Source organism: Cedecea sp. Ae19-4 (assembly GCF_059801165.1).
Window position 1 is genome coordinate 399,572 of the sequence record NZ_JBCHWG010000003.1, and the last position, 26,770, is coordinate 426,341.

A 26,770-nucleotide genomic window follows, 5' to 3' on the forward strand; every position below is an offset into this window, starting at 1 on the left:
AACTGAAAAGATTTTAAATCCGCACTTTTCGTTTAAGAACGACGCCTTTCTGAATATATCCGTGACGTTACGATCAAGTCACTTTCATCAGCGCTGCATTTAGTAACTTGCATTTTGAAAGTCACTATGCCAATTTGTCACCAGACGATAACCCCGCCCCCGGATCGAACCATGAAAAACGAACCTCTGTGCAGCGCTCCCTGCCCCATTGCCCGCAGTCTTGGCCGTATCGGCGACAGCTGGAGCATCATGATCCTGCGGGATGCCCTGGCCGGTTTTACCCGCTTCGATGAATTTCAGAAGAGCAGCAACGTGGCGCCCAATATTCTTTCGCGCCGCCTGAAAGAGCTGGTTGATGATGGCTTACTGGAGAAGGTTTGCTACAGCAGCTCGCCGCCGCGCTACGAATATCACCTCACCCAAAGCGGGCGTGATTTCCGCATGGTGATTCTGGCACTGGCGGAATGGGGCAACCGCCACTTCGCGCCCGAAGGGCGTCAGATGCAGCTGGTTGAGCGCAAAACCCAGCGCCCGGTAGAGCCCATTCTTACCGATAAAGAAACCGGCGAGCTGATTGAGCCTGGAAAATACGCCATGGTGCCGGGTCCGGCGGCCTCACCGATGATGAAATACCGCCACGACTACCTGCAGCGTAAACACGCCGGCGACGCCGGGCTTAAATTCCAGCCAGAACCGTACAGAGAACCCCAGTAATGAACGCCGCCCATAAGAAAAAATTGATTACTCTAACCGTACTTGGTGCCGCGGTGTTGGCGGCCGCAGGCTATGGTGCATGGTGGTGGCACAGCGGGCGTTTTATTCAGTCGACTGACGACGCCTACATCGGCGGGGATATCAGCGCTATTTCAACCAAAGTCTCCGGCTACATTCAACAGATTGCGGTGCAGGACAACACGGCGGTGAAAAAAGGCGACCTGCTGATCCGCATTGACGATCGTGATTACCAGGCCGCGCTGGCGAAAGCCCTTGGGGAAGTTGCCGCCCAGCAGGCTGCGCTGGCGGATATCGCCGCCACGCGCCAGCTACAGCAGGCAACGATTGAAGGTTCCACCGCTTCTTTAGCGGCAGCGGCGGCGGCAACGGACAAAACGGCCAACGACAACCGCCGCTATAACGCCCTGGAAGCCTCGAGCGCCATTTCAGCCCAGATACGCGACAACGCCTCGGCGGATTATCGCCGGGCGCGAGCGGAACAAAGCAAAGCCCTGGCCGACAAAGCCGTCGCCCAGCGCCAGCTCGCGGTGCTTGATGCCCGTGAAAAACAAACCCAGGCCGCGCTGGAACAGGCGCAGGCTAACCTGGCGATGGCGAAGCTGAATCTCAGCTATACCGAAATTCGCGCCCCGTTCGACGGCGTGATCGGTAACCGCCGCGCGTGGACCGGCTCCTTCGTGACCAGCGGCACGCAGCTACTCTCGCTGGTGCCTTCCCAGGGGCTTTGGGTCGATGCCAACTTCAAGGAAAACCAGCTGGCGCACATGCGAGCCGGTTTACCGGTGACCGTGGTGGCCGACGTGCTGCCGAACCACACCTTTAAGGGCCACGTTGCCAGCGTCTCTCCGGCGACCGGCTCCCGGTTCAGCATTCTTCCGGCGGAAAACGCCACGGGGAACTTCACCAAAATCGTTCAGCGGGTTCCGGTGCGGATAGCGCTGGAAGGTGACGGCGCAAAACTGGATGTGCTTCGTCCGGGGCTGTCGGTCATCGTTACCGTCGATCAAAAGAGCACGCGATGAGCACCGCCCAGGCCGCACCGATGCCGCAGGGCATCTCTATGCCAATGGCAAAAAAGATCTTCGCTTTTGCCAGCATGTGCGTCGGGATGTTTATTGCGCTGATTGATATCCAAATCGTCTCCGCGTCGCTGCGGGATATCGGCGGCGGCCTTTCGGCTGGGGATGATGAAACTGTCTGGGTGCAAACCAGCTACCTGATCGCCGAGATCATTATTATTCCGCTGTCCGGGTGGCTGGCGCGGGTGATGTCCACCCGCTGGCTGTTTGCCGCCTCGGCGGCAGGCTTCACCCTGATGAGCCTGCTCTGCGGCTGGGCGTGGAATATTCAAAGCATGATTGCCTTCCGTGCCCTGCAAGGGCTGGCGGGCGGCTCGATGATCCCGCTGGTGTTTACCACCGCCTTCGCTTTCTTTCAGGGCAAACAGCGCGTTATTGCCGCCGCGACCATCGGCGGCCTTGCTTCGCTGGCTCCGACGCTTGGCCCCACCGTCGGCGGCTGGATCACCGAGAACTTTAACTGGCACTGGCTGTTCTTTATTAACGTCATCCCGGGGATTTATATCGCCGTCGCCGTGCCGCTGCTGGTGAAGGTGGATAGTCCTGATTTCTCGCTGCTGCGCGGTGCGGACTATTTCAGTATTTTGCTGCTGGCGGCCTCGCTAGGCTGCCTGGAATATACGCTGGAAGAAGGCCCGCGCTGGGGTTGGTTTGATGACAACACCATCGCCACAACCGGCTGGATAGCGCTGCTGTGCGGCATCGCCTTTATTATTCGAACGCTGCGCCACGCCCAGCCGGTGATGGACCTGCGGGCGCTCAAGGACAGAACCTTTAGCCTCGGCTGCTATTTCTCGTTTATGGCCGGGGTGGGCATTTTCGCCACGATCTATTTAACGCCGCTGTATCTCGGCAGCGTACGCGGCTTTAGCGCGCTGGAAATCGGCCTGGCGGTGTTTTCCACTGGCCTGTTCCAGGTGATGTCGATTCCCTTTTATGCCTGGCTGGCAAACCGCGTGGATCTCCGCTGGCTGCTGATGGCCGGGCTGATCGGCTTTGCCATTTCGATGTACAGCTTCGTGCCGATCACCCACGACTGGGGCGCGGACCAACTGCTGCTGCCGCAGGCGTTTCGCGGCCTTGCGCAGCAGTTCGCCGTCGCGCCTACGGTAACGTTAACGCTGGGCAGCCTGCCGCCCGCGCGGCTTAAGCTTGCCTCCGGGCTGTTCAACTTGATGCGTAACCTCGGCGGCGCTATCGGCATTGCGCTGTGCGGCACGGTGTTGAATGACAGAACCAACCTGCACTACAGCCGCCTGGCCGACCATCTCAATACCGCTAACCTCGCGATGACGGATTTTGTCCAGCGCAGCGCCGCCGGCCTAGCCGCGCAGGGTCTGTCCCCGGATGCCGCCACCAGCGGGGCGCTAAAAAACTTGTCCTCTCTGGCACTGCGCGAGGCACGAACTCAGGCATTTTCGGATGCTTTTTACCTGATCATGATAGGTTTTTTGATTGCTGCGATGCTGGTTCCGTTAATGAAAAAGCCGCAGCCACACTGATATTTCAGGAGAATAATGATGGGCGTTTCAGCGAAAAGGATTGTGGTCACGGGCATGGGTATCGTCAGCCCGCTGGGCTGTGGCGTGCAGCATGTCTGGCGGTCGCTGCTGGCGGGAAAATCCGGCATCTCGGCGCTGGATGAAAACATCGTGGCAGATATCCCCTGCAAAGTGGCCGGTCAGGTGCCGTCCGTAGAACAGGATCCTGAGCACGGCTTTGATCCGCTGGCGACGATCCCCGCCAAAGAACGTAAAAAGATGGATCGGTTCATCGAGTTTGCACTGGTTGCCGCCCATGAAGCGCTCGCCCAGGCGGGCTGGTCTCCAGCTTCGCAGGAAGAGAAAGATCGTACCGCAACGGTGATTGCCACCGGGATCGGCGGCTTCAGCGAAATAGCCAATGCAGTGCGCACCACGGACGAGCGCGGGCCACGTCGCCTGTCGCCGTTTACCATCCCCTCTTTCCTCGCCAACCTGGCCGCCGGGCATGTGTCCATTGCGCACGGCTTTCGTGGGCCGATTGGTGCCCCGGTGACCGCCTGTGCCGCCGGAGCCCAGGCCATTGGCGATGCCGCCCGTTTGATCCGCAGTGGCGAGGCTGATATTGCCCTTTGCGGCGGCGCAGAAGCGGCCATTCACCGCGTCAGCCTGGCCGGATTTGCTGCCGCACGCGCGCTGTCTACCGCCTCCAACGACAATCCCGAAGCCGCCTCACGCCCGTTCGACCGTGACCGGGACGGTTTTGTGATGGGCGAAGGCGCCGGGCTTATCGTGATTGAATCCCTGGAACACGCCATGGCTCGTGGCGCAACGCCGCTGGCTGAGCTGGTCGGGTACGGCACCAGCGCGGATGCCTGGCATTTGACCGCCGGGCCGGAAGACGGCAACGGCGCAAGGCGAGCAATGGAGGCGGCCCTTCGCCAGGCCGGTATTGCAGCCGCGGATGTTGACCATATCAACGCGCACGCAACCTCGACGCAGGTCGGCGACAAAGGCGAGCTGGCGGCGATTAAAGCGCTTTTCGGCACGCATCCGGTGGCTGTGACGTCAACGAAATCCGCCACCGGCCACCTGCTGGGCGCGGCGGGCGGCATCGAGGCTATATTTACTATTCAGGCATTGCGTGACCAGGTTGTGCCGCCGACGCTGAATCTGCATCACCCCGATGAAGAGGCGGCCGGGCTGGATCTGGTGGCGCTTACCGCCCGGCCGCAGACGCTGCACTATGCGCTGTCGAACGGGTTTGGTTTTGGCGGCGTGAATGCAAGCCTGCTGTTGAAACGGTGGGAATCCGGGGAATAACAAGACCCTCACCCCGGCCCTCTCCCTGGAAGGGAGAGGGGGAAAACTGACGGAAAATCTCTGCTCGATCCAGTCCCCCTCATCCCTCCTGTACGCTCCGGGGAAAGGGGAGAAACCAAACTCGCTCCAATCCCCTCTCCCCTTTGGGGAGAGGGATAGGGTGAGGGGCAATCATCAGCCACCTGCCTCAAACACCTGCTGCAACCACGCCCTAACCTGCCGCACATCTTCTCTCCGGGCCTTTTCGTGGCTGGTCACAAAATAATAGTTCGCCCCAGGCAGCGCGCCCGGCAGCGCAATATGCAGCAAGCCCTGCTGCAACGCCCGGCGAATCAATAGCTCGCTTGCCAGCAAGATCCCCTGCCCGGCTATCGCCGCCTGAATCGCATGAGTTTCGTCGTCAAAATGAATGCCGCTCTGCACATCCAAATCTTCAGGCCCAAAGACGGATTTCCAGTGCTGCCAGCTGGGTTCAGGGCTGGGCACATGCCGGTTATCAATATGCAACAGCGTCATCCCCGCGAGATCCTTCACGCTCCTGAGCTTTAGCTGCGGGCTTGCCACCAGCACAAAGCTGTCGCTATGCAGCAGCGTGCTGTCGAGAGATTCGTCGGCCTGCATGCTGTAACGCACCGCACAGTCCGCCATTTTTCCGTGGAGATCGGCCAGCGCTACGCCGCTGTGAAAGCGCAGCTCCAGCGAGGGATGCTGCTGATGTAAAGACGGTAAACGCGGCACCAGCCAGTTAGTCAGGAAGTTCGAAGTAGTGCTGAGCGTGAGCGTGCCGGGCTGAGATATTGTAGCTATGGACTCAACGGCCTCGCGCAGCATGGTGAACATGTTTCCGGAGGCGCGAAACAGAATCTCCCCCGCCGCAGTCAGCGCCACGCCCCGAGCAGAGCGAGTGAATAATCGCTGCTCCAGCGAATCTTCCAGCAGGCGAATTTGGTGGCTGATGGCGGTGGGCGTCACGCCAATTTCTTCCGCTGCCGCTTTAAAGCTGGCGTGGCGTGCCACGGCATCAAAGGCCCGAATGGCCGTGAGTGGCGGGAGTCGACGACTTTTCATGAGTGAATTTAACTCATCCTTGGCTGAATTATATGATTTTGATTGCACCATAAACAAAGGCGTAGCCTGTTATTCACGCTCATCAAATGATGAAAATGATTCATCAAAGAGAAAATAGCAGGAAACGTCGATGACACAAACTTATGCGATACCCGCCGCCGGGTCCTGGCGCGCTTTATACGCGCCCGGCATTGCACAGGCGCTGATTGCGCTGGACTATGCAATTGTCTACGTCGCGCTCCCCACGCTGGCGCAGAGCCTGAATCTTTCTCTCAGCGAGATGCAGTGGGTGGTTTCCCTGTATGGCCTGACGTTTGCCGCCCTCTTGCTGGCGGGCGGCAGCCTCTGCGACCGGCTGGGGGCACGCCGGATGTTCAGCTTCGGCATGGCGCTGTTTTTACTCTCGTCAGCGGTTGGTGGGCTGGCACAGGGCGGCACGCTGCTGCTCATTGCCCGCTGCGGACAAGGGATGGCGGCAGCGTTGTTGCAGCCTGCGGTACTGGCGCTGATGGCGCAGCGGTTTCACGGCGAGGCGCACCGACGGGCGCTGGCGATATGGAGCGCCATCGGCGCGCTGGGCCTGGTTGCGGGCGTGATACTGGGCGGGATCCTGGCCGCGCTGGACTGGCGAACCATTTTCTTTATTAACATTCCGCCGGGGCTGCTTGCGCTGTGGCTGGTTCGCCGGGATTATCTCCCGCTCAGCACGCAGGGCGAAAAACAGCAGACGGGCATCGGGTCGCTGGTCGGGTGCTTCGCCGCCGGGGCACTGGTCTGGGCGCTGATGCGCTATGGCGAAACCGGGCAGCCTGACTATGTTGCCAACCGCTTCGCCATTGCCATGGGGATCCTGTTTATTCTGCACGAGCGCTACGCCCCTCAGCCTTTACTGGCCCGCTCGCTTCGCGCTCTGCCGGGCCTGCAAACGGGCTGGCTCAGCAGCGCCTGTTATATGGCAAGCGTGGGAAGCCAGTTTTATGCCATGACGCTATTCTGGCAGCAGACGCTGCAGCAGGATGCCGTTACCACCGGGCTGATGTTCACGCCGCTCGCGCTATTAATCGTCGCGGGCAATACTCTTTTTACCCGCCTGACGGCCCGTTACGCCAGCGCCACGGTTTTGGCCGTCGGGTTTGCCTGTTCGGCACTGGGGCTGGGGCTGCTGTCCGTCGGGGTGGCGTCCCCGCTGTCTGCAGTATTTATCAGTGGTATCGCGTTAAGCGGGCTTGGCCACGGGCTCATCTTCCCGGCGATGTTCGCCGTGGGGCTGTCATCCACCCCGCTTGATCAACAGGGACGCGCCAGCGCCCTGATGGCCACCAGCCAGTATATGGCCGGGGCAATGATGCTGGCGGTGCTTTCCGTCGCGCTCGGGCAGGCTCCCGATATAACACAGTGGGCAACGGCTTTCCGGCTGCTGGGCGCTGCCGCTGTGGCAGGCATGCTGCTTGCGGCATGCCAGAAAGCGAGTTAAACAAGGGCAATCCGCGCGGGTAAAGGAGAGAGAGATTCGGGCCGGATGAATGCTACATTTATACTAACTGTTTAATTCTTCTCCCTTATCATCGAATTTTCCCGCGTTAAGGATCCCAATATGACCCAGCAAGCTGACCAGGCTGACGCTAAACACTACCTTGTGCGCCTGATTGCGGTCGTACTTACCGGCATTCTTGCCGGCATCGCGGGGATGCTTCTCGCGCTGATTTTACACGCCATTCAGCACCTGGCTTTTGGCTACAGCATTGACCAACTGGTTGGGAGCGAGACATTCCTTGAGGGCGTGACGGACGCCACGCATTTACGCCGGGTCGCGGCGATTCTTGGCGGCGGGGCCGTCGCCGGGTTTGGCTGGTGGCTGCTCGCGCGTTACGGCAAGAAAAGAGTGTCTATCGCTGCCGCCGTGTCAAATCCTGCCGTGCCTATGCCTACGGGCACCACCACTGTTCATGCTTTGCTGCAAATCATTACCGTTGCGCTGGGTTCCCCTCTCGGGCGTGAAGTGGCCCCTCGGGAAATGGGCGCGCTGGCGGCCGGGCTCCTTGCCCAGAAGTTCAGCCTGCAGCCGGATGAAACCCGGACGCTGATTGCCTGCGGCGCGGGCGCGGGCCTGGCGGCGGTGTATAACGTGCCCCTTGCCGGAGCGCTGTTCACGCTGGAAGTGCTGCTGATCTCGTTCAGCTGGGAGAAAGCGCTGGCGGCGGTTATCACTTCGGCAGTAGCGGCCTGGGTCGCCACGCTGGGGCTGGGGGATGAGTCGCAGTATCACTTCGCTTCTTTTTCGCTTCCCCACGCGTTTATCGCCTGGGCCATTGTTGCCAGCCCGCTGCTCGGTTATGCAGCCTGGCTGTTCCGCAAGGCGACAACAAGCGTGAGAACGCAGGTAAAAACTAACTGGCAGATGCCGGTATTTTGCCTGCTGGCCTTTGCGCTGCTGGCCGTGCTTAGCCTGTGGTTCCCGCAGTTGCCAGGCAACGGCAAAGGCCCGATGCAGCTTGCCATCAGCAACGGCCTGAGCTTTAACTTCGCGGCGATTTTGCTGGCGCTGAAAATGCTGGTGATCCTCGCCGTCCTGCGAGGCGGCGCTGAGGGTGGGCTGCTGACGCCGGGCTTAACGGTGGGCGCTTTGCTAAGCCTGCTGCTGGCGGTGGTCTGGCAGTTTGTCTTCCCTGGCGGGGACGTGGGCAGCTTTGCGCTGGTCGGTGGCGCGGCGTTTTTAGCCGCTTCGATGCAGATGCCAATCACCGCCGTGGCGCTGGTGATGGAGTTTACCCATATGGATCACGGCTATTTTGCCCCCGCGCTGCTCTGCGCCGCCGGGGCTTATACAACCTGCCGAATTCTGGATAAGAAATACCGGTACTAACCTCTTCAGTGGGAAGAGATAAATGCCGACTCTGCAAGCGGGGCCGGCATGGAAAAATGCTGCCGCATGCGCGCCACCTCGTTAAGCGGCGTGAGCCCAAAAAGACGCTTAAATTCGCGGCTGAACTGCGACACACTTTCGTAGCCCACGCGGGCGCTGGCCGCCGAAGCGGTCAGATCGTTTCGCAGCATCAACAATCTCGCCTGGTGCAGCCTTGTGGATTTGAGATATTGCATGGGGGAAGTATTGGTCACCGCTTTGAAATGGCTGTGGAAAGTGGGCACGCTCATGCCCGCTTCTTTTGCCAGAGCATCAACGTCCAGATGCGCATCAAATTCAGCATGAAGCTTGCGCAGCGCCTTCGCCACTTTGCCAAACTGCCCCTGCATCGTCAGCGCGCTGCGTAACGTCTGCCCCTGCGCGCCCGTCAGTACCCGGTAATAAATCTCCCGCATCATAGCAGGCCCCAAGAGATCGGCATCCAGCGGCGTCGACATCACCTGGAGGAAACGCAGTACGGAGGCGCTCATCGCTTCGTCCATCGGGCTGGACATCATGCTGCGTGGCTCGCAGGCCAGCTCAATGCCTCGGCCATCGAGCGCGAGCATCACCTCCGCAGCCAGCGTAAAGTCTAACCTCATGTAGATAGCCAGCATGGGTTCTTCGGCGCTGGCCTCCGTTTCCATGGTGAACGGCACGGGCACGGAAACCATCAGGTAGTGCTGGGCATCATATAAATAGACATCCTCACCTAAAAAGCCCCGTTTACGCCCCTGCACCACAATCACAATGCCGGGCTCATAAAGAACCGGGGTTCGCATCAGCGGGCGATTAGAGCGTAAGAAACGGACTTCGTTCAGCGCGGTGAGATTGTAGCCTTCATGCGGGGTTAACCGATCCAGAAGCTCAACCATTTGTTTACTGGCCAGAAGGCTGGCGTTTGTCATAGCGGTTCATCTGGTTAAGGGAAATGTTGGCAGAGTCTGGCAGTGAAACCTCACCTCGTCCAGGCACCTCATAGGAATAGGCAAACATCAGAGAGGATCCAGGCTACTCACTCAGTCCTTCCGGCCCTACGATTTACTTCCCATGAGCAGAGGACATAATAATGAGCCAGTCGAAGTTATTTTTAATTACCGGCGTCAGCAGCGGCTTTGGCCGTTCGCTGGCAGAAGAAGCCCTGAAAGCCGGACACCGCGTGGTTGGAACCGTGCGTAATCACCAGGCGAAGGAGGCCTTTGAGGCGCTGGCACCCGGCAAGTGTTTTGCCCGAATTCTGGACGTCACCGACTTTGATGCCGCAGCCCCGCTGGCGGCTTCGGTGGAACAGGAGATTGGCGCTATTGATGTACTCGTCAACAACGCAGGCTACGGGCACGAGGGGGTGATGGAAGAATCCCCGATGAGCGAACTGATTCACCAGTTCAACGTCAACGTATTTGGCGCCGTCGCGATGATAAAAGCCTTTTTGCCTGGGTTCCGCACTCGTCGTACGGGCCATATTATCAATATCACTTCGATGGGCGGCTTTATCACCCTGCCCGGTATCAGCTACTACTGCGGCAGCAAATTCGCCCTGCAGGGCATCTCCGAAACGCTGAGCAAAGAGCTCCTGCCTTTTAATATAGCGGTGACCGCCGTGCAGCCCGGTTCCTTCAGAACCGACTGGGCCGGGCGATCTATGGTGCGAAGCCCTCGCAGCATCAGCGATTATGACCAGAGCTTCGGCCCGATTCGCGACGCGCGCCAGAAACGCAGCGGGCAGCAGCCGGGCGATCCGATCAAAGCCGCCAAAGCAATTTTGGCGCTTATCGACAGCCCTCATCCACCGGCAACCCTGCTCCTGGGCAGCGACGCCGTTACCTTCGTCAAAGAGAAGCTTGAGCGAATGGAAGCAGATATTGAGGCGTGGGAAACGGTAAGTCGTTCGACTGATGTGCAGTAGCGGCCCACAAAATAAAAAGGCCCGCTACCCCATAAAGGCTACCGGGCCAGGTGCTTAAAAACCGTTATTTGGCTTCGTTGGCGTCCGCGTTTCTCAGCATGTTTCTGACCGGAATAATCAGCGCGGCCAGCACAACGGCGCAGATAACCAGGGCGATAGAGACGTGGGAGAACAGCTCCGGCATCGAGCTAAGCTGATCTTTTTTGATGTGCCCGCCCATAATACCCGCCGCCAGGTTACCCAGCGCGCTGGCGCAGAACCACAGCCCCATCACCTGGCCGCGCATTTTCTGCGGTGCCAGCAGCGTCATGGTCGCGAGGCCGATTGGGCTCAGACACAGCTCACCGAGGGTCAGCAGCAGGATGCTCCCTACCAGCCAGAACGGGGACACGCCGCTCTGCGTCGCCAGCACCTGGTTTGCCGCCGCCATCATCACCGCAAAACCTGCCGCCGCAAACAGAATGCCGATAACGAATTTCGTCATGCTGCTCGGGTTCAAATTACGCTTAGCCAGCGACGGCCAGAACCAGCTGAAGACCGGGGCTAACAGGATAATAAACAGCGCGTTGATCGACTGGAACCAGATCGTCGGGATTTCAAAGCTGCCCATCTGGCGGTCGGTGTAATCACGCGCAAAGATGTTGAAGGAGGTCGGCTTCTGCTCAAAGGCAGACCAGAAGAACGCCGCCGCAATCAGCAGGATCAGGCAGGCCAGCAGGCGCGAACGCTCGCTGCTGGTTAAGCCCGCGAAGAAGAACATAAACAGGAAGTAGAGGCCCACGCAGGTAGAAATGATGTAGGCGGAGCTTTTCGCAATTACCGTCGGATTGAACGGAATCGTTCCGTTGGCGATCAACACTACCAGCCCGGCAAGCAGCGCCATGGCAAGCGTCACCCATTTACCGACGTTTTTACGCTCGGTCGTCGGGCGGTTCCAGGTGGAGTCCAGGCCGACTTCTTTGTCGTAGCGGCGCATTTGCGGAATGGCGTAGAAGCGGAAGATGAACAGCGCAACCAGCATCCCTAAGCCACCCAGGCCAAAGCCCATATGCCAGCCGTATTTTTCATGCAGCGGGCCGATGATCAGCGGGGCAATAAACGAGCCCATATTGATGCCCATGTAAAACAGCGAGAAGCCCCCGTCGCGGCGGGTATCTTCTTTTTTGTACAGCGTCCCGACCATGACGGTAATACAGGTTTTGAACAGCCCGGTTCCCAGGACGATCAGCAGCAGGCCGACAAAGAAGAAGGTGTTGCCCACGAATGCCGACAGCGCAATCGAGAGGTGGCCGAGGGCAATAATCAGCGAGCCATACCAGACGGCGCGGCGCTGCCCGAGCCAGTTATCGGCCAGCCAGCCACCCGGTAAAGACGTAATATACACACCGCCGGCGAAGATCCCGACAATGGCGGATGCCTGCTCAATCGGCAGCCCCATCCCGCCCTGAAGCAGCGCGGCGCTCATAAACAGAATGAGCAGCGGGCGAACCCCGTAGAAAGAAAAACGTTCCCACATTTCGGTGAGGAAGAGCGAACTTAACGGATACGGATGCCCGAAAAATGTTTTTGTTTTCGTCGCAGAGTGACTCATCTGTGAACTCCCATAGGTTATCTTTTTTTGATGCGGTGTTGATAAAACCCCGTTCCCGGCGTTCGGTTGCAGATTTTTAATCATAGGCTGGTCGTTAGCCAGCGGCGGCTACTTTAGCGTAGATCGTTGAAATATCATCAGGACGAAGAGTAACTTTAGTGTCTAATAGAGGTTTTTTAGATTAAAAATCGACTTAACTCTCATTTTTCATGATAAAAATCTCATTAAATGCGCTTTTATCTTGACAAGAAAATCTCAAAGAAACAAAAACAAAACCCATTAAAAACATAAGATTAAATACTAATCGCGCTTTTTCACGAAACACTCGCCATTAACCTACAACTCATCAGGGTTTACCCCATTACCTAAGCCAAAAATCGCGTTAACCCCCCATCGATGTATCACTGCGGAATAAAAAACCGGCACCGCTTCTGCGCGTATCCCTGAAACATCACCTCACTGACACGAAAACTTCATCTTTTGCTTATACTTTCACCAACAGGAAGTTAGGAGGAGCTGACATGTTTAGTATCGATAACGTACTTGACGATCTTTGGCCTCAGGCTAAGCCTGCACCCTGGCAAAAAAATCTGTTAAGACGCCTGCTGCATGAGGAAGAGTTTCAGGCCTTTGCCGGGCAATACCCTCATCTTCGTGGCCTCGACATGGTCGAACAGGTACTGGACCACCTGCAAATCCGCTGTAATATCTCTCCCCGTGAATTAGAAAATATCCCTGAAAGTGGCCCCGTGGTGATGATGTCCAACCATCCAACGGGCACGCTTGATGGACTGGCGCTGCTGTATGCCGTTTCCCGCGTCCGCCGCGATGTTAAAGTCGTCACCAATCGCCTGCTCAATCACCTCGAACCGCTGAGTTCTCTGTTTATCCCGGTCGACAATATCAATGGCCGCACGCCTAAATCATCGCTTGTGCAGATGGAACAGCAGCTGCAAAACGGCGGCGTACTCATCTTTTTCCCGGCGGGAGAAGTGTCTCGTTTATCCCGGGAAGGCATTGCCGAAGGACACTGGCACACCGGCTTCATTAAGCTTGCCGCGAAGTACCGCGTGCCGCTTCTGCCGGCCTTTATCCACGCGCGTAACAGCGCCCTGTTTTATGCTGGCGCGATGGTTTCCCCTGCGCTGCCGTTGCTGCTGCTGATGCAGCAAATGTTCCGCCGCCGCAACTCCACTTTGCCAATCACGCTTGGCCAGCGCATTCCCTGGGAAAGCTGGCATAGTCCACAGCAAATCCCGCGCGAACTGGCTAAAAAGTGCCGCCAGCACGTTCAGCTGCTGGGTAAAGGGCTGTCCGGCAAATTCACAACGGAAAGCGCGATTGCCCGGGCGGAAGACCGGGCCACGCTGCGCCGGGAGCTGGCTAAAGCCGAGTGTCTGGGCCGAACCGCCGACGATAAAGTGATTTATCTTTGGCAGCGAAACGACACCAAAGAAGAGGCTCCGCTGCTGCGCGAGCTTGGTCGCCTGCGTGAGATAGCATTTCGCGCCGTAGGTGAAGGCTGCGGCAAACGCCGGGATCTCGACAGGTATGATGACGATTACCTGCATTTAATCCTTTGGGATGAGCAGGACCTGGAGATCGTCGGCGCCTACCGCTTTATGCCTACCGCTCAGCAGATCAAAAAACGCGGTTTAGACGGGCTTTACAGCTATAGCCTGTTCCACTACGACGAAAAAATGGACGATGTGCTGCAGCACGGCATCGAGCTGGGGCGCAGCTTTATTCAACCTCGCTACTGGGGCCGCCGTGGCCTGGACTATTTATGGTCGGGGATTGGCGCTTACCTGGCCCGTTACCCGCAATATCGCTACCTGTTCGGCCCGGTATCTATTTCCGGTGGCCTGCCGCCGGACGCACGCGATCTGCTTGTCGCCTTTTACCGGCTGTGGTTCCCGGCGAGCCATCCGCTGGCCTCGTCCCGCAGCCCTTACCCGGCAAGCCTCCCCGACGTGCTGGCGCAGTTCAAGGGAGAGGATTACGGCGAAGATCTGACTCGTTTAAAATCCCTGCTCAGCAATATGGGCTGCGGCATCCCGACGCTGTATAAGCAATATTCGGAACTCTGCGAGCCGGGCGGCGTGCAGTTTATTGATTTTGGCAGCGACCCGGCCTTCAACAACTGCGTCGATGGGCTGGTGCTGGTGGATTTAACGTTCCTGAAAAAAAGCCGCTATGAGCGGTACGTCGGGATGCATTTATCAGGGCAGGAATAACTGTTAGCTGAGGTGGGAGAAGCAGTCTCCCGCCTCACCTTAAGCTGGCAAAGCCCATTGACCACAATTTTAGTGGTACAATCCACGCCGTTTTCCTTCTTTCCGCCAACATATCATGACAACCACCGAATTTAAGCGCCCGAAGCTTGTGCTGCCGGACGGTGCAAACAAGCTGTTATTGCATACCTGCTGCGCGCCCTGCTCTTCCGAAGTCATCGAGGCTTTGCTTGCCTCGGATATCGACTTTACGATTTTTTTCTACAATCCCAATATCCATCCGCAAAAGGAGTATCTCATCCGCAAGGAGGAGAATAAGCGGTTTGCCGGGCAACACGGTGTGCCCTTCATCGACGCGGATTATGATGCCGATAACTGGTTTGCGCGCATGAAAGGTATGGAGTGGGAACCCGAGCGCGGCGCGCGCTGTACGGCCTGTTTTGATATGCGCCTGGAGCGCACCGCGCTGTACGCGGCTGAACACGGCTTCGAGTCGATTTGCAGTTCGCTGGGAATTTCACGCTGGAAGAATTTTCAGCAGGTTTGCGAATGCGGCCAGCGAGCAGCGGCGCGTCATCCGGGAATGTTTTACTGGACCCACAACTGGCGTAAGCAAGGTGGCTCCGCGCGCACGGTAGAGATCTGCAAACGCGAGCAGTTTTATCAGCAGGAGTATTGCGGCTGCGCTTATTCTTTGCGGGATGCCAACGCTTATCGAACATCGCAGGGGAAAGCGTTAATCAAGCCGGGTAACTATAAACATGTTTAAGAAAAGGGAATCAAGGGAACAATGCTCAAGTATTTAAACATAAAATTAGTGAACATATGAAATAACGGGAACCATTCCGAAAACTATCGCGTAGAGTCTGGTAAATAACCAGATGTAACAATTCTTCTCACTTGGAGCGGGTTAATCTATATGCGTTAGCGCTTTATCTATTGAGTAATAAATGAGCACCCGAAAATAAATTTAACGATGAAGTTGCGCCTTAATATATAGAGGCTAAGGAGCCGATGAACCAAGACAATTGGGGGAATAGAAACATCAACCTCATAACTCAATGATATTACTTACCAATCCACTTGAATTCTCTAAATTTTTCTCATAAAACATCTCTCCTAAATAATACAACCTTAAGGTTCACCAAGCTCACGGGGAATAAAATACAGTTTTTCGTAATGTCAATAACTTTCAGTAACAAACTTTGGTGCTTTTTTTTGACATTTATTTAATTTGGTATTCTTTGTACTCTCGTCTGGGAATGAACTCACATACGTGAACTCTTCATATGAGGATGAATAAGGCGCAAATAAATGCATGTTCATTGATAGTAACTCGCCACAAGTATTGATAATTATTTTCCCTAGTGTACTTGGTATAGTAACGGGCGGTAGCTTACCTGAAAGCGCCATAAGAAAAGGAGCATGCCCCCCTATCTGATAATGCTAATACATTAATATTTTTTTTTGCAAAGATTCAAAGCAACCTCATAAAAATAAAAAAAACCAGAGTATCAATTATAAATTACCCACTCATTAACACCAGAGCTTAAGGAATATGCTTTGAAAATTAAAAAAATTGCCATATCGATTTCCATGATCGCTTATGGAATAAACTTTGGAGTTTCAGCATCAAGTGACACTGTATACGAAAGTGGTTCAAGAGAATTTGCAAGCTTTCTCACGTACAGTGAAAAATATAATACCTCATCAAATTTTGTTGTTACAGGTTCGGGCACATCAATTGCCGCAAAGTATACTAATACATTACCGCTAAGCGGCACCATAAGTATCGGTAACGGTGCTGCATCGGGCGATAAAGAAGCTTATATGCAGGTGCAAAATGGTGCAACTGTGTTAGCAGAGCAAAATATTTTCATTGGAAGCGATAACAGTCTGTCGTCATATATTGTAGTTTCCGGAAATGGCTCATCACTAACCAGCCCCCAGATCCGTGTTGGTAATGCTGGAGGAGGTAAAAACAATATTCTCAACATTATCGATGGCGGCAAGGTTAACTCGTTTGATGTTTACACCGGATATGGAGCTGAAGGCACGATTAACGTACAGGGAAATGGTTCAGTTCTGACTGTAAAGCCTGGCCGCGATGCGGCCGGCACCCCATTTCAGCAATTAACAATTGGAGCTCAAGGTTTTATCGGAGAACTAAACGTATCCGATGGAGGTATTGTTAATGTCTCTAATGGAGCATTACTAAGTATGGGGGGGACTGGTTACGGCCGAGGTGGAACTGGATATCTCAATATATCTAATGGTGGCATTGTCAATGCAGATATGCTCGCTGCCGGTAACAGCAATGACAATTCTGACACCGCTATTACCGTCATGGGTGAGGGCTCAGCGTTAAATGTTAATACTTTCTATCTCGGCGCAGATGAAGGTACAGCCAAAACTACGGTTACCGACGGAGCAAGCATCACCGTTGCAGACAAATTATACCTTGCGACAAGTTCTGCTGGCACTACGGAGATGATCATTTCCAATGGCGGCAAACTGTCCATTGGCGGGCAGAACGGCATTGTTTATGGGGGAAGCAGTATTCCACCCCTTTTTACTCTCGACGGTGGAATCCTTCAGGCATACAAATCGACGCTAACATCCAGCATCGATATCAATCTAAATGGAAATAGTATCTCTTCATTAGACACTAACAGTGTAGGCATGTCACTTTCAGGCATTATAGCAGGCACGGGCAGCCTACAAAAATTAGGAGATGGAACGCTGATTTTAAGCGGTAACAATACTTATACTGGCGATACTCTGATTGAGAAAGGAACGCTCAAGACGGGTGTGGAAAATGCAATCATGACCTCCCACAGCTTGGTCGTTAACTCTGGTGCCAGTTTAGATCTTGGAGGTTACAATCAGCAAGTAAATGCCCTATCCGGAAAAGGAGAGATTCTACTAGGCGATAATACCCTCACGGAAAATAATACTGCTGGCACCGCTACCACATTTTCAGGCAAGATTTCTGGCAGGGGAGGCATAAGTAAAAATGGTGAAGGCAGCTTTATTTTATCCGGAACCAATACCTACACAGGTAATACTACGGTCAGCCGCGGCACACTTAAAACCGGTGTTGAGGATACTTTTGCCTCCACTTCCGGTGTGACGGTAGCTGAAGGTGCGACCCTTAATCTCAGCGGCAACAGCCAGACCGTCACCACACTGAACAACAGTGGTACCGTATTAATTAATGATACCGGCGCAGATGCACTGCCGAAAGCAGTAACACTGTACGGTGACATGATTAACAGCGGACTGGTAATGATTAATAACGGAGCCACTAATGCGGGCCAGACCCTGGCCGTGGAAGGCGACTGGACCGGAAATGGCGGTACAGTTTCTCTCGGAACTGTGCTGGGTGGCGATGACAGCCTGACAGATAAGCTGACCATCAGCGGGAATGCTTCCGGCACCACCTACATCAGGGTCGCCAACGAAGGCGGTATCGGGGCACAGACCCTGGAGGGAATTGAAGTTATTTCCACCGGTAACTCCGCCTCCGGTGCCTTTATTCAGAAAGGGCGAATTGTAGCCGGCAGTTATGAGTATCATCTCCAGCAGGGTACCCCTTCCGGCATGAATAACAATAACTGGTATCTCACCAGTCAGAGTGAAAATAATAACGGTAATAACGGCAATAACGGCAATAACGGCAATAACGGTAATAGTAATGGAACTCATAACAATGCCGATACCGGACACACTTATCGTCCTGAGCGAGGAAATTACGCCGCCAACCTTCAGGCAGCCGCAACAATGTTCAACATGCGTCTCAAAGACCGTCAAAGTGGCATGATATACACAAACCTGGCCACCGGAGAGCGTCACGAAAGTAGTCTGTGGGTACGCTCTGTGGGGGGCCATACGGAAGGACATGTCTCGGACGGTCAGTCAAAATACGCCGCAAACCGGATAGTCTTCCAGATGGGGGCAGATATCTTCAACGGCAGCACCGGCAACGACGATGCGTGGCATCTTGGTCTGATGGGCGGCTACGGTAAACAGTACAGTAATTCCCGTAACACTTTGTCCGGTTATAACTCAAAAGGCTCTGTGTGGGGTTACAGCGCTGGTGTCTACAGCACCTGGCACCAGAATTCGAAGGACAAAACCGGCCTGTATGCAGACAGCTGGATGGCATGGAACTGGTTCGATAACTCCGTTAAAGGTGATGAACTGGCGTATGAGAAGTACAAATCAAAAGGTCTGAGCGCGTCACTGGAAACGGGGTATGTTTTCCATACGGGTTCATACAGAACCTCCGGCGGAATGGAAAACAACGTTTACGTAACGCCCCAGGCACAGGTGCTATGGTCCGGCGTGAAAGCCGATAATCACACGGAAGTCAACGGTACGAAAGTGGAAGGCAGGGGAAGTGATAACGTCCAGACACGCCTGGGTGTACGCCTGTCAATGACCGGACAGAGCCATCATGACAAAGGTTCCTTCCGTCAGTTTGAACCTTTTGTGGAAGCAAACTGGGTTTATACCGCGAAGGATTATGGCGTGAAGATGGGTGAAAGCAGTGCATATCTTCAGGGGCAACGCAATGTGGCAGAGCTAAAAACTGGTGTTGAGGGCCACATAAGCGAAAATCTGAGCGCATGGGGCAACGTGGCGCAACAGATGGGGTCAGGTAGTTACCGGGACACTCAGGGTATGCTGGGAGTGAAATACGCCTTCTGACAAGAAGGAATACGGTAGAACTCTAAAGCGCCTCTCTGGAGGCGCCAACCTAAAAAAATCATACAGAGATGAGTCATTATAATAATAGCCAGAACAGACTTAATCAGCATTGTCTGAAAGATGCCCGCCTTCCAGCCCAAACTGCACGAAAGAAAAGTAATAAGCCATATACGAAGTAAACATTTTAACAAAAGACTCATAAATAGTTATCTCACCAGTTTTTTTGTTAAAAGAGAGCATATTTATTTCTTCGGCCGCAATTAGTATATTTCTCAAGTGCGTTCTAGAAACACCACATTCTTTAGACACTAAGCTTAATATCGCTTTTGGCTTATTATCCTCTATGGCAAGCATATAGAGATAAACAAGAATCATATGGCCGGAATCTTTTGAAACAAAAACATCCAAATCATTGACAAAATTAATAATAAATAGTGAAGATCTGTGGATTTTTGCGTATGATTTAAAAAAAACAGAAATCTGATCATCAGATATAATCTTAGGATTATATGGGCCTTCAAACATCAAGCTTAGTGCAGGAACCATTGTGTTCAACAATTTTATAATATCTAACCTACCTTTTCTTGTTATCTTAAAACTTTTTTTTCTTTTGTCATTATCACTCTCCCCAAGTGAAATCCTTCCACTAACATTAAATAACAACAACAAAGATGTAATTGTATTATGACTAACCAACCCCGTAGTCAAACACTCGCTCACAACGTCAGACAAAAAAGCTTCATCCTTATTAAAAAAAACAGATGCAGTCACAGTCGAAATGACAAAGCGATTATTACTAAATATATATTTATAATATAATCTATCTTTCTTGAACTCTTCAATCATAAGTCTACAATGCGTTTCAACTGCAGGAATAAATAGACTATCTCTTGAGATAATTTTATAGAGATGCTGTATTCTGTTGTAAACCTTTAATTTCAGCTCCATATTCAAAACCTTTTTCAACATGTTTGGTAATTAAAATCATCCTTCATCCTCATTATACAATAAAATCACACAACTGCTTAATAACTGTTTCATATATTGACGAGCGTGAACACTCTCATCTATTTACATAAATATCAATAGCAAACAACAGCACAAAAAGCAAAAACATTAAATAATAATTAGAATTTATTATTTAGCATCACAGGCTAATAAATTTTGTTGCGCTAGTGAACTATAGTTCTGTAGATACCCAGTATTTTATAATAAATTAATCGCCGCATACTCAAAGTGGTTAAAACAAAAAAATTGATATACTGAATTAATTGCAAAATAAAAGTCGCTCCTTACACAAAAAAATATAATTAATGAGCCACATCAATATTCAGACTCCAGACTGCGCGCCTTCACAAATAAATGATGCCAACTTTCAAATTAGAAAAAAAAGAAATTAATTACTACTCAAGGGCTACAAATGAGATCTGTTTTCAGGAAATTACTTTATTACAGCGGAAGTTACACCCCCCTTGCAGGATAAGACTAAAAAAATCAAAGGATATATTTCATATAGCCATATTTAGATATGTATATGCAACAATATCAATTTACATTTAATTTTTTGAAAGTTACGAAAATTGAAAAAAAACTAGTTAAATAAATTGAAATTCGTTAATTTTGAATATTAACCTTGGGACATGCGGAAAATCATTCTTCGTAAAAAAGATAAAAACAAGATTTGATTAAACTGACACCCCTTCAAAGAGATTAAATACAAGCTGTTGACTTTAAAATAACTCACTTTAACTAAACTAACAAAAACACACTTGGCTGGGTAACTATAGTTCTGGAAACATTTTCAATCGTACAATAATAAAACCCCACTACCATACTGTAAAAATCTATCCTTGGCAGGCCTAAGCCTGCCAAATATATTTACTTAACGATATCTTTCGTCCATACACCAATAATAGGCCGAGAAAAAATTGCCAATACTGCAATGAGGCTAAACTCAATTGATACAGACCAACAAATATGCCCTAATAGTTCACTCCAGAATTCGTAACCGTTCAAATTCCACAGCCAACCAGTTTTTCCGCCAAGGTAAACTGGATAACGGAAACCCAGTGCAGGTATAAGGAATCCGTGCATAACAAACGTAATGATGATTCCATAAGCCGCACCATACCAAAGTCTAACTTTTGGCACATAAGCTGAGAGTAAAATATAAATGCCAGCAAAGATAAAACTAAATAGCCAATGATAGAGCATTACAGCACCGGGAATAGTAATTCCTTGGTATATGTAATCCATCGAGTGCGAGTTAACCCCCAGCCAGCCCAACCAGGCATCAATGTTCAACGCGGGAGGAGAAACTTCCCCTGCGAGACGAGGTGGCATATTAACTTCAGTACCTGATTTAACTAATGAGCTTATCGCACCACCAATGAAAGTCGCCCACAACAAAATGCGTACGTTAGTTTTTTTCCATGCGCTCATAATTTATCCTTAAAAGTAAAATTGATACCATCATACACCTCAATCAAGTTACTGGATGTTTCTGTACGCGTCAATATTTTACGTTTCTTTAATATCTAATGATACACAATTGAATCAATATACTTTTAATCTGTTATTTACGCTCTGCTGCGTGGAAGATAGTGCAGTCTATCAGTAAGAGATCACAGTTAATATTATTGAAAGCCATTGGTGTAACATCATTATTTTAAATCACGAAATTTAATTCACTACACTGCTCCCTTTTCTATGATGACTGACTTGTTGGCCTAAAGTAAGATTGACCCCGAATATGCTCCAGTCATAATCAGGAATAACCGGCTTCATGTTGGTTGCATGTTCTGGCAACCGGCAGACTTTTCAGCAAATTCGGACGGGGTCATCCAGCCCAGCGCAGAATGAGGACGTCTCTGGTTATAGTGTATGCGCCAGGCTTCGATTTTGCACCGGGCATCCTCCAGCGACATGAACCAATTTTCGTTCAGGCACTCCTGCCGCAGTCTGCCGTTGAACGACTCCACGGTCGCATTGTCCGTGGGCGTTCCCGGTCGTGAGAAGTCGATGCGGATCCCTCTTTCGTACACCCATTTGTACAGCATTTTCCCTGCAAGTTCAGAGCCATTATCGGTTTTCAGCCATTGTGGTAAGGGACGTCTGAGCGCAATGGCGTTCAGCATCTCTGCGACCTCAGTTGAGCGCAGATTCTGACCCACGCAAATCCCCAGACATTCGCGCGTGTAGAGATCAATGACCGTCAGCAGACGTAGCCGACGCCCGTCAAATAAGGCGTCAGATACAAAATCCATGCTCCAGACATAGTTCGGATACAACCCCTGAGGCTGGGGCTGTCGCCGCTGTGCCGATTTATTTCGGCGCGGGCGTTTGAGGCGCAGGGACAGACCCTGCTCGCGATAGAGCCGGTAAATGCGTTTGTGATTATCCCGCCAGCCTTCCCACCTGAGTATGACGTGAACTCTGCGGTAGCCATAGTAGACCCGGGTTTCAGTGATCTCCCTGATACGCAGGCGGAGCGCGCTGTCGTCTGCCGCCACAGCACGATAGCGGAAAGCGCTGCGGCTGATCCGTAGTGCAAAACAGATCTGCCGCTCGCTGGCCCCGTAACGTGCCTGCAAATCCCGGCCCCATTCACGCAGACACGCCAGCGTCAGTTCTTTTTTGCCTGCACATCCTGCAGCATGGCCTTGTCGAGGCTCAGATCGGCAACCAGCGTCTTCAGCCTGAGATTCTCTTCCTCAAGCTGCCGCATGTGCTTCAGCTCAGAAGGGGAAATCCCGCCGTATTTTTTCGCCAGGTGTAAAACGTGGCATCGGAGATACCCAGCTTACGGCAAACTTCGGGCACGCTCGTACCCGGTTCGGCCTGTTTCAGGGCAAAGACAATCTGCTCTTCGGTGAATCGTGACTTTTTCATCGGCACCACCTCCGTTCAGGGAAGTATTCATCATGCCGGAATTCTGTTTCTGAATGGAGCAGGATTTTGGGTCAGGGTCACAATCACGCAACAAGTACTGGCGAAGAAAAATGGGTAGTGAAAGTTGTATCTGCTTTAGCGAGACTGATTCACTGTCTGAAGAAAAGTTTCTTTATATTCTAAGGAGGTTGGAGCGGGCGAAGGGAATCGAACCCTCGTATAGAGCTTGGGAAGCTCTCGTTCTACCATTGAACTACGCCCGCTTTGAGGTGCGTTACGCATTATAGACTTTCAGCACTCGCTGGCAAGTGCCTTTGTGTCCAGGTGATGGTTTTTCAAGCACTTTTTAAATTAACACGACGGTTTTAGGTAACGCTGCGGGTCGATTGCTGTGGCCCGGTAGCGAATCTGAAAGTGCAAACGCACCGAATCCGCCCCAGTGCTGCCCATCGTGGCAATTTTCTGCCCGGCCTTCACTTTCTCCCCAGTATTAACCAGCATCGTGTCGGTGTGGGCATAGGCGGTGATGTACTCTTCGCTGTGTTTGATCATCACCAGATTGCCGTAGCCGCGCAGCTGGTTACCGACATAAACCACCGTTCCCGCGCCGGAAGCATAAATAGGCTGCCCGCGAGAGCCTGAGATATCAATGCCTTTATTGCCACCGTCGCTGCTGGAGAACGGTTCAACAATGTTGCCCTTCGTCGGCCACAGCCAGCAGCGTGCTCCCACCGGCGGCGGTGCCACCTTTGCTATGGTCGTGTTTTGCGAACGAGCTGGCGCAGTGGTGTTTTTGGCCATGGCGGTGTTTTTCGGCCGGCTTGCAGAGCCTGAGCCTTTGATCCGAATACGCTGGCCCACCTGGATAGTATAAGGCGCAGGGATCCCGTTCAGTCGGGCGAGGTCACCCACGCTGCTGCCGGTCATTCTGGAAATTTTTGAGAGCGTATCGCCGCGCTTAACGGTGTAAACCGCGCCGCTAAACGTGCCTTCGTTTCGGGTACTTTTGGCTGGTTTTGAGGAGGAGCAGGCCGTCAGCATCAGGCTCGTCATGATAATGAAAGCGGTGATGTGCCAGCGTTTTAAAATGCTTTCCTTGCGCAAACCAGGCCCCGGAAACGTTGATGAACTTGAGGAAAATTCCCCTCCTTACGGAGGGGAATGAGGGCGTTACTTAGTCGGACGCAGAGCCGGGAACAGGATAACGTCGCGGATGGTGTGGCTGTTGGTGAACAGCATAACCATGCGGTCGATACCGATACCCAGACCCGCCGTTGGCGGCAGACCGTGCTCCAGCGCGGTGACGTAGTCTTCGTCGAAGAACATCGCTTCGTCGTCGCCTGCCGCTTTCGCATCAACCTGGTCCTGGAAACGCTGCGCCTGGTCTTCCGCGTCATTCAGCTCGGAGAAGCCGTTGCCGATTTCACGGCCACCGATGAAGAACTCAAAGCGGTCAGTGATTTCCGGGTTTTCGTCGTTACGGCGCGCCAGGGGAGAGACTTCTGCCGGGTATTCGGTGATGAAGGTCGGCTGAATCAGGTGGCTTTCCGCAACCTCTTCGAAGATTTCGGTCACTACGCGGCCCAGGCCCCAGCTCTTCTCAACTTTGATACCGATACTTTCCGCGATGGCTTTCGCCGAGTCAAAGTTATCCAGATCGGCCAGGTCGGTTTCTGGACGGTGCTTTTTAATAGCTTCACGCATGGTGAGCTTTTCAAACGGTTTGCCGAAGTCGAAGGTCTCTTCGCCATACTGCACTTCGGTGGTGCCCAGCACATCCTGAGCCAGAGTACGGAACAGGGATTCGGTCAACTCAATCAGATCTTTGTAATCCGCGTAAGCCATATAGAGTTCCATCATGGTGAACTCTGGGTTATGGCGCGGGGAGATGCCTTCGTTACGGAAGTTACGGTTGATTTCGAAGACGCGGTCGAACCCACCCACAACCAGACGCTTCAGGTACAGCTCTGGCGCGATACGCAGGTACATGTCGATGTCCAACGCATTATGATGCGTGATGAACGGACGAGCGGATGCGCCGCCAGGGATCACCTGCATCATTGGGGTTTCAACTTCCATAAAGTCGCGGCCCACCATGAACTGGCGGATGCCGGCCATGATTTTAGAGCGCACTTTAAAGGTATTGCGGGACTCTTCGTTAGCGATCAGGTCCAGATAACGCTGGCGATAGCGGGTTTCCTGATCGGCCAGGCCGTGGAATTTGTCCGGCAGCGGGCGCAGCGCTTTGGTCAGCAGACGCAGTTCGGTACAGTGAATGGACAGCTCGCCGGTTTTGGTTTTAAACAGCTTACCGCGCGCGCCCAGAATATCGCCCAGGTCCCACTTTTTGAACTGCTCGTTGTAGATGCCTTCCGCCAGGTCATCACGGGAGACATACAGCTGAATACGGCCGCCAACGTCTTGTAAGGTCACGAAGGACGCTTTACCCATGATACGGCGGGTCATCATACGACCAGCCACGCTTACCTCAACGCCGAGGTCTTCAAGCTCTTCGTTCTCTTTCGCATCGAAATCAGCGTGCAGTTGGTCTGAGGTGTGATCGCGGCGGAAATCGTTCGGGAATGGGATACCCTGCTCACGCAGAGCTACCAGCTTCTCACGGCGCGCTTTCAGTTCATTGTTAAGATCGGCTGCTGCGTCAACGCCCTGTGCTTGTTGTTCAGACATGTTGGTTCCTCATAACCCTGCTTTCAAACTTGCTTCGATAAATTTGTCCAGATCGCCGTCCAGCACAGCCTGCGTGTTGCGGGTTTCAACCCCGGTGCGCAGATCTTTAATGCGGGAGTCGTCGAGGACGTAAGAACGAATCTGGCTGCCCCAGCCGATATCCGATTTGTTGTCTTCCAGCGCCTGCTTCTCAGCATTCTTTTTCTGCATTTCCAGCTCGTACAGCTTCGCCTTCATCTGCTTCATCGCCTGGTCTTTGTTCTTGTGCTGAGAACGGTCATTCTGGCACTGGGTCACGGTGCCGGTTGGAATATGGGTAATACGTACCGCAGATTCCGTACGGTTAACGTGCTGACCACCCGCACCGGATGCGCGATAAACGTCAATGCGCAGGTCCGCCGGGTTGATGTCGATATCAATGTTGTCATCCACTTCCGGGTAAACAAACGCGGAGCTGAACGAGGTATGGCGGCGGCCACCGGAGTCAAACGGACTCTTACGCACCAGACGATGAACGCCGGTTTCGGTACGCAGCCAGCCAAAGGCATAATCGCCCTGAATGCGAATGGTCACGGACTTGATGCCCGCCACGTCGCCTTCGGACTCTTCAATAATTTCGGTTTTGAAACCGCGAGCTTCTGCCCAGCGCAAGTACATACGCTCCAGCATGCTCGCCCAGTCCTGCGCCTCCGTACCGCCTGAGCCTGCCTGAATATCGATGTAGCAGTCGGCGCTGTCGTACTCGCCAGAGAACATGCGGCGGAATTCAAGCTGCGCCAGTTTGGCGTCCAGCACATCCAGCTCGGCAACGGCCTCGTTAAAGGTCTCTTCATCGTCGGCTTCTACCGCAAGCTCCAGCAGGCCGGAGACATCTTCCAGGCCCTGAGACATCTGATCTAACGTGTCGACGATGGCTTCCAATGAGGAACGTTCTTTCCCCAACGCCTGTGCGCGTTCAGGTTCGTTCCAGACATCGGGCTGTTCCAGCTCGGCGTTTACTTCTTCGAGGCGCTCTTTCTTGGCATCGTAGTCAAAGATACCCCCTAAGAACGTCGCTGCGCTCTGTGAGGTCCTGGATGCGGCTTTTTACCGGGTTAATTTCAAACATGCGTAATTTCTTATGTTGATTTCAGAAGACGAAATGCGATCGTAAACCGGA

Annotated in this window: 18 protein-coding genes, 1 tRNA gene and 1 pseudogene; 10 read left to right on the forward strand and 10 right to left on the reverse strand. The window is 53.0% G+C overall.

What is annotated here, in order from left to right; genetic code table 11:
• Positions 1-171 precede the first annotated feature (171 nt).
• The 4 genes from AAIE02_RS19805 to fabF are packed head-to-tail and all read left to right on the forward strand — an operon-like array spanning position 172 to position 4,618.
• On the forward strand, positions 172-714 hold the full coding sequence (locus tag AAIE02_RS19805) for a winged helix-turn-helix transcriptional regulator (protein WP_498533103.1): 543 nt from the start codon (positions 172-174) through the stop codon (positions 712-714).
• Positions 714-1,757 carry an HlyD family secretion protein gene (locus tag AAIE02_RS19810; protein ID WP_498533104.1) on the forward strand — a complete coding sequence of 348 codons (1,044 nt, stop codon included), beginning with the start codon at positions 714-716 and terminating at the stop codon, positions 1,755-1,757. The genes AAIE02_RS19805 and AAIE02_RS19810 overlap by 1 nt, the downstream gene beginning before the upstream one ends.
• Complete coding sequence (locus AAIE02_RS19815; protein WP_498533105.1) at positions 1,754-3,316, forward strand: DHA2 family efflux MFS transporter permease subunit; 1,563 nt, start codon at positions 1,754-1,756, stop codon at positions 3,314-3,316. The genes AAIE02_RS19810 and AAIE02_RS19815 overlap by 4 nt, the downstream gene beginning before the upstream one ends.
• An 18-nt stretch (positions 3,317-3,334) precedes the next feature.
• Positions 3,335-4,618 carry a beta-ketoacyl-ACP synthase II gene (gene fabF, locus AAIE02_RS19820; protein WP_498533204.1) on the forward strand — a complete coding sequence of 428 codons (1,284 nt, stop codon included), beginning with the start codon at positions 3,335-3,337 and terminating at the stop codon, positions 4,616-4,618.
• A gap of 174 nt (positions 4,619-4,792) precedes the next feature.
• On the opposite strand, the gene AAIE02_RS19825 is transcribed toward fabF, so the two are convergent.
• The gene (locus AAIE02_RS19825; protein ID WP_498533106.1) at positions 4,793-5,686 is read right to left on the reverse strand and encodes a LysR substrate-binding domain-containing protein; all 894 of its coding nucleotides are present in this window, start codon (positions 5,684-5,686) and stop codon (positions 4,793-4,795) included.
• 130 nt (positions 5,687-5,816) lie between these two features.
• Here AAIE02_RS19825 and AAIE02_RS19830 point away from each other — a divergent pair, with 130 nt between their 5' ends.
• Both AAIE02_RS19830 and AAIE02_RS19835 read left to right on the forward strand, forming a co-directional pair.
• Positions 5,817-7,160 (forward strand): MFS transporter, encoded by a 1,344-nt coding sequence (locus AAIE02_RS19830; RefSeq protein WP_498533107.1) that lies wholly within the window; start codon positions 5,817-5,819, stop codon positions 7,158-7,160.
• Between the two features lie 120 nt (positions 7,161-7,280).
• Complete coding sequence (locus tag AAIE02_RS19835; RefSeq protein WP_498533108.1) at positions 7,281-8,549, forward strand: chloride channel protein; 1,269 nt, start codon at positions 7,281-7,283, stop codon at positions 8,547-8,549.
• Positions 8,550-8,554: 5 nt separating this feature from the next.
• On the opposite strand, the gene AAIE02_RS19840 is transcribed toward AAIE02_RS19835, so the two are convergent.
• Positions 8,555-9,496 (reverse strand): AraC family transcriptional regulator, encoded by a 942-nt coding sequence (locus tag AAIE02_RS19840; RefSeq protein WP_498533109.1) that lies wholly within the window; start codon positions 9,494-9,496, stop codon positions 8,555-8,557.
• Positions 9,497-9,657: 161 nt separating this feature from the next.
• Between AAIE02_RS19840 and AAIE02_RS19845 the strand changes: the two genes are divergently transcribed.
• Positions 9,658-10,494, forward strand: coding sequence for an oxidoreductase (locus AAIE02_RS19845; protein WP_008458529.1), 837 nt, complete (start codon positions 9,658-9,660; stop codon positions 10,492-10,494).
• Between the two features lie 64 nt (positions 10,495-10,558).
• On the opposite strand, the gene AAIE02_RS19850 is transcribed toward AAIE02_RS19845, so the two are convergent.
• On the reverse strand, positions 10,559-12,085 hold the full coding sequence (locus tag AAIE02_RS19850) for a peptide MFS transporter (RefSeq protein WP_213715329.1): 1,527 nt from the start codon (positions 12,083-12,085) through the stop codon (positions 10,559-10,561).
• A 521-nt stretch (positions 12,086-12,606) separates the two neighbouring features.
• Here AAIE02_RS19850 and olsF point away from each other — a divergent pair.
• The 3 genes from olsF to AAIE02_RS19865 all read left to right on the forward strand — a co-directional run bounded on the left by olsF (position 12,607) and on the right by AAIE02_RS19865 (position 19,032).
• Entirely contained in the window at positions 12,607-14,322 is a 1,716-nt protein-coding gene (olsF, locus tag AAIE02_RS19855) for a bifunctional ornithine lipid synthase OlsF (protein ID WP_166995960.1), read from the forward strand.
• Positions 14,323-14,437: 115 nt separating this feature from the next.
• Positions 14,438-15,088: an epoxyqueuosine reductase QueH gene (locus tag AAIE02_RS19860; protein WP_336983600.1), complete on the forward strand. Its 651-nt coding sequence runs from the start codon at positions 14,438-14,440 to the stop codon at positions 15,086-15,088.
• A gap of 794 nt (positions 15,089-15,882) precedes the next feature.
• Positions 15,883-19,032 carry an autotransporter outer membrane beta-barrel domain-containing protein gene (locus tag AAIE02_RS19865; protein WP_498533110.1) on the forward strand — a complete coding sequence of 1,050 codons (3,150 nt, stop codon included), beginning with the start codon at positions 15,883-15,885 and terminating at the stop codon, positions 19,030-19,032.
• Between the two features lie 99 nt (positions 19,033-19,131).
• Here the strand turns inward: AAIE02_RS19865 and AAIE02_RS19870 are convergent, their stop codons facing one another.
• The 7 genes and pseudogenes from AAIE02_RS19870 to prfB form a co-directional block, all read right to left on the reverse strand.
• Complete coding sequence (locus AAIE02_RS19870) at positions 19,132-19,980, reverse strand: hypothetical protein (RefSeq protein ID WP_498533111.1); 849 nt, start codon at positions 19,978-19,980, stop codon at positions 19,132-19,134.
• Between the two features lie 930 nt (positions 19,981-20,910).
• Positions 20,911-21,474 carry a DUF1440 domain-containing protein gene (locus tag AAIE02_RS19875; protein WP_498533112.1) on the reverse strand — a complete coding sequence of 188 codons (564 nt, stop codon included), beginning with the start codon at positions 21,472-21,474 and terminating at the stop codon, positions 20,911-20,913.
• Between the two features lie 341 nt (positions 21,475-21,815).
• A pseudogene (locus AAIE02_RS19880) lies at positions 21,816-22,923 on the reverse strand (IS3 family transposase).
• Between the two features lie 189 nt (positions 22,924-23,112).
• Positions 23,113-23,186: transfer RNA gene (locus AAIE02_RS19885), tRNA-Gly, on the reverse strand.
• Positions 23,187-23,274: 88 nt separating this feature from the next.
• On the reverse strand, positions 23,275-24,027 hold the full coding sequence (gene actS / locus AAIE02_RS19890) for an amidase activator ActS (protein WP_008461638.1): 753 nt from the start codon (positions 24,025-24,027) through the stop codon (positions 23,275-23,277).
• A gap of 66 nt (positions 24,028-24,093) precedes the next feature.
• Positions 24,094-25,611: a lysine--tRNA ligase gene (lysS, locus tag AAIE02_RS19895; RefSeq protein ID WP_166995291.1), complete on the reverse strand. Its 1,518-nt coding sequence runs from the start codon at positions 25,609-25,611 to the stop codon at positions 24,094-24,096.
• Positions 25,612-25,620: 9 nt separating this feature from the next.
• Positions 25,621-26,719, reverse strand: a protein-coding gene (gene prfB / locus AAIE02_RS19900) for a peptide chain release factor 2 (RefSeq protein ID WP_156107000.1) whose coding sequence is annotated in 2 segments (ribosomal slippage) — positions 25,621-26,643 and positions 26,645-26,719 — 1,098 coding nt in all. Because the reading frame shifts where the segments join, the coding sequence is not laid out codon by codon here.
• Positions 26,720-26,770: the final 51 nt, after the last annotated feature.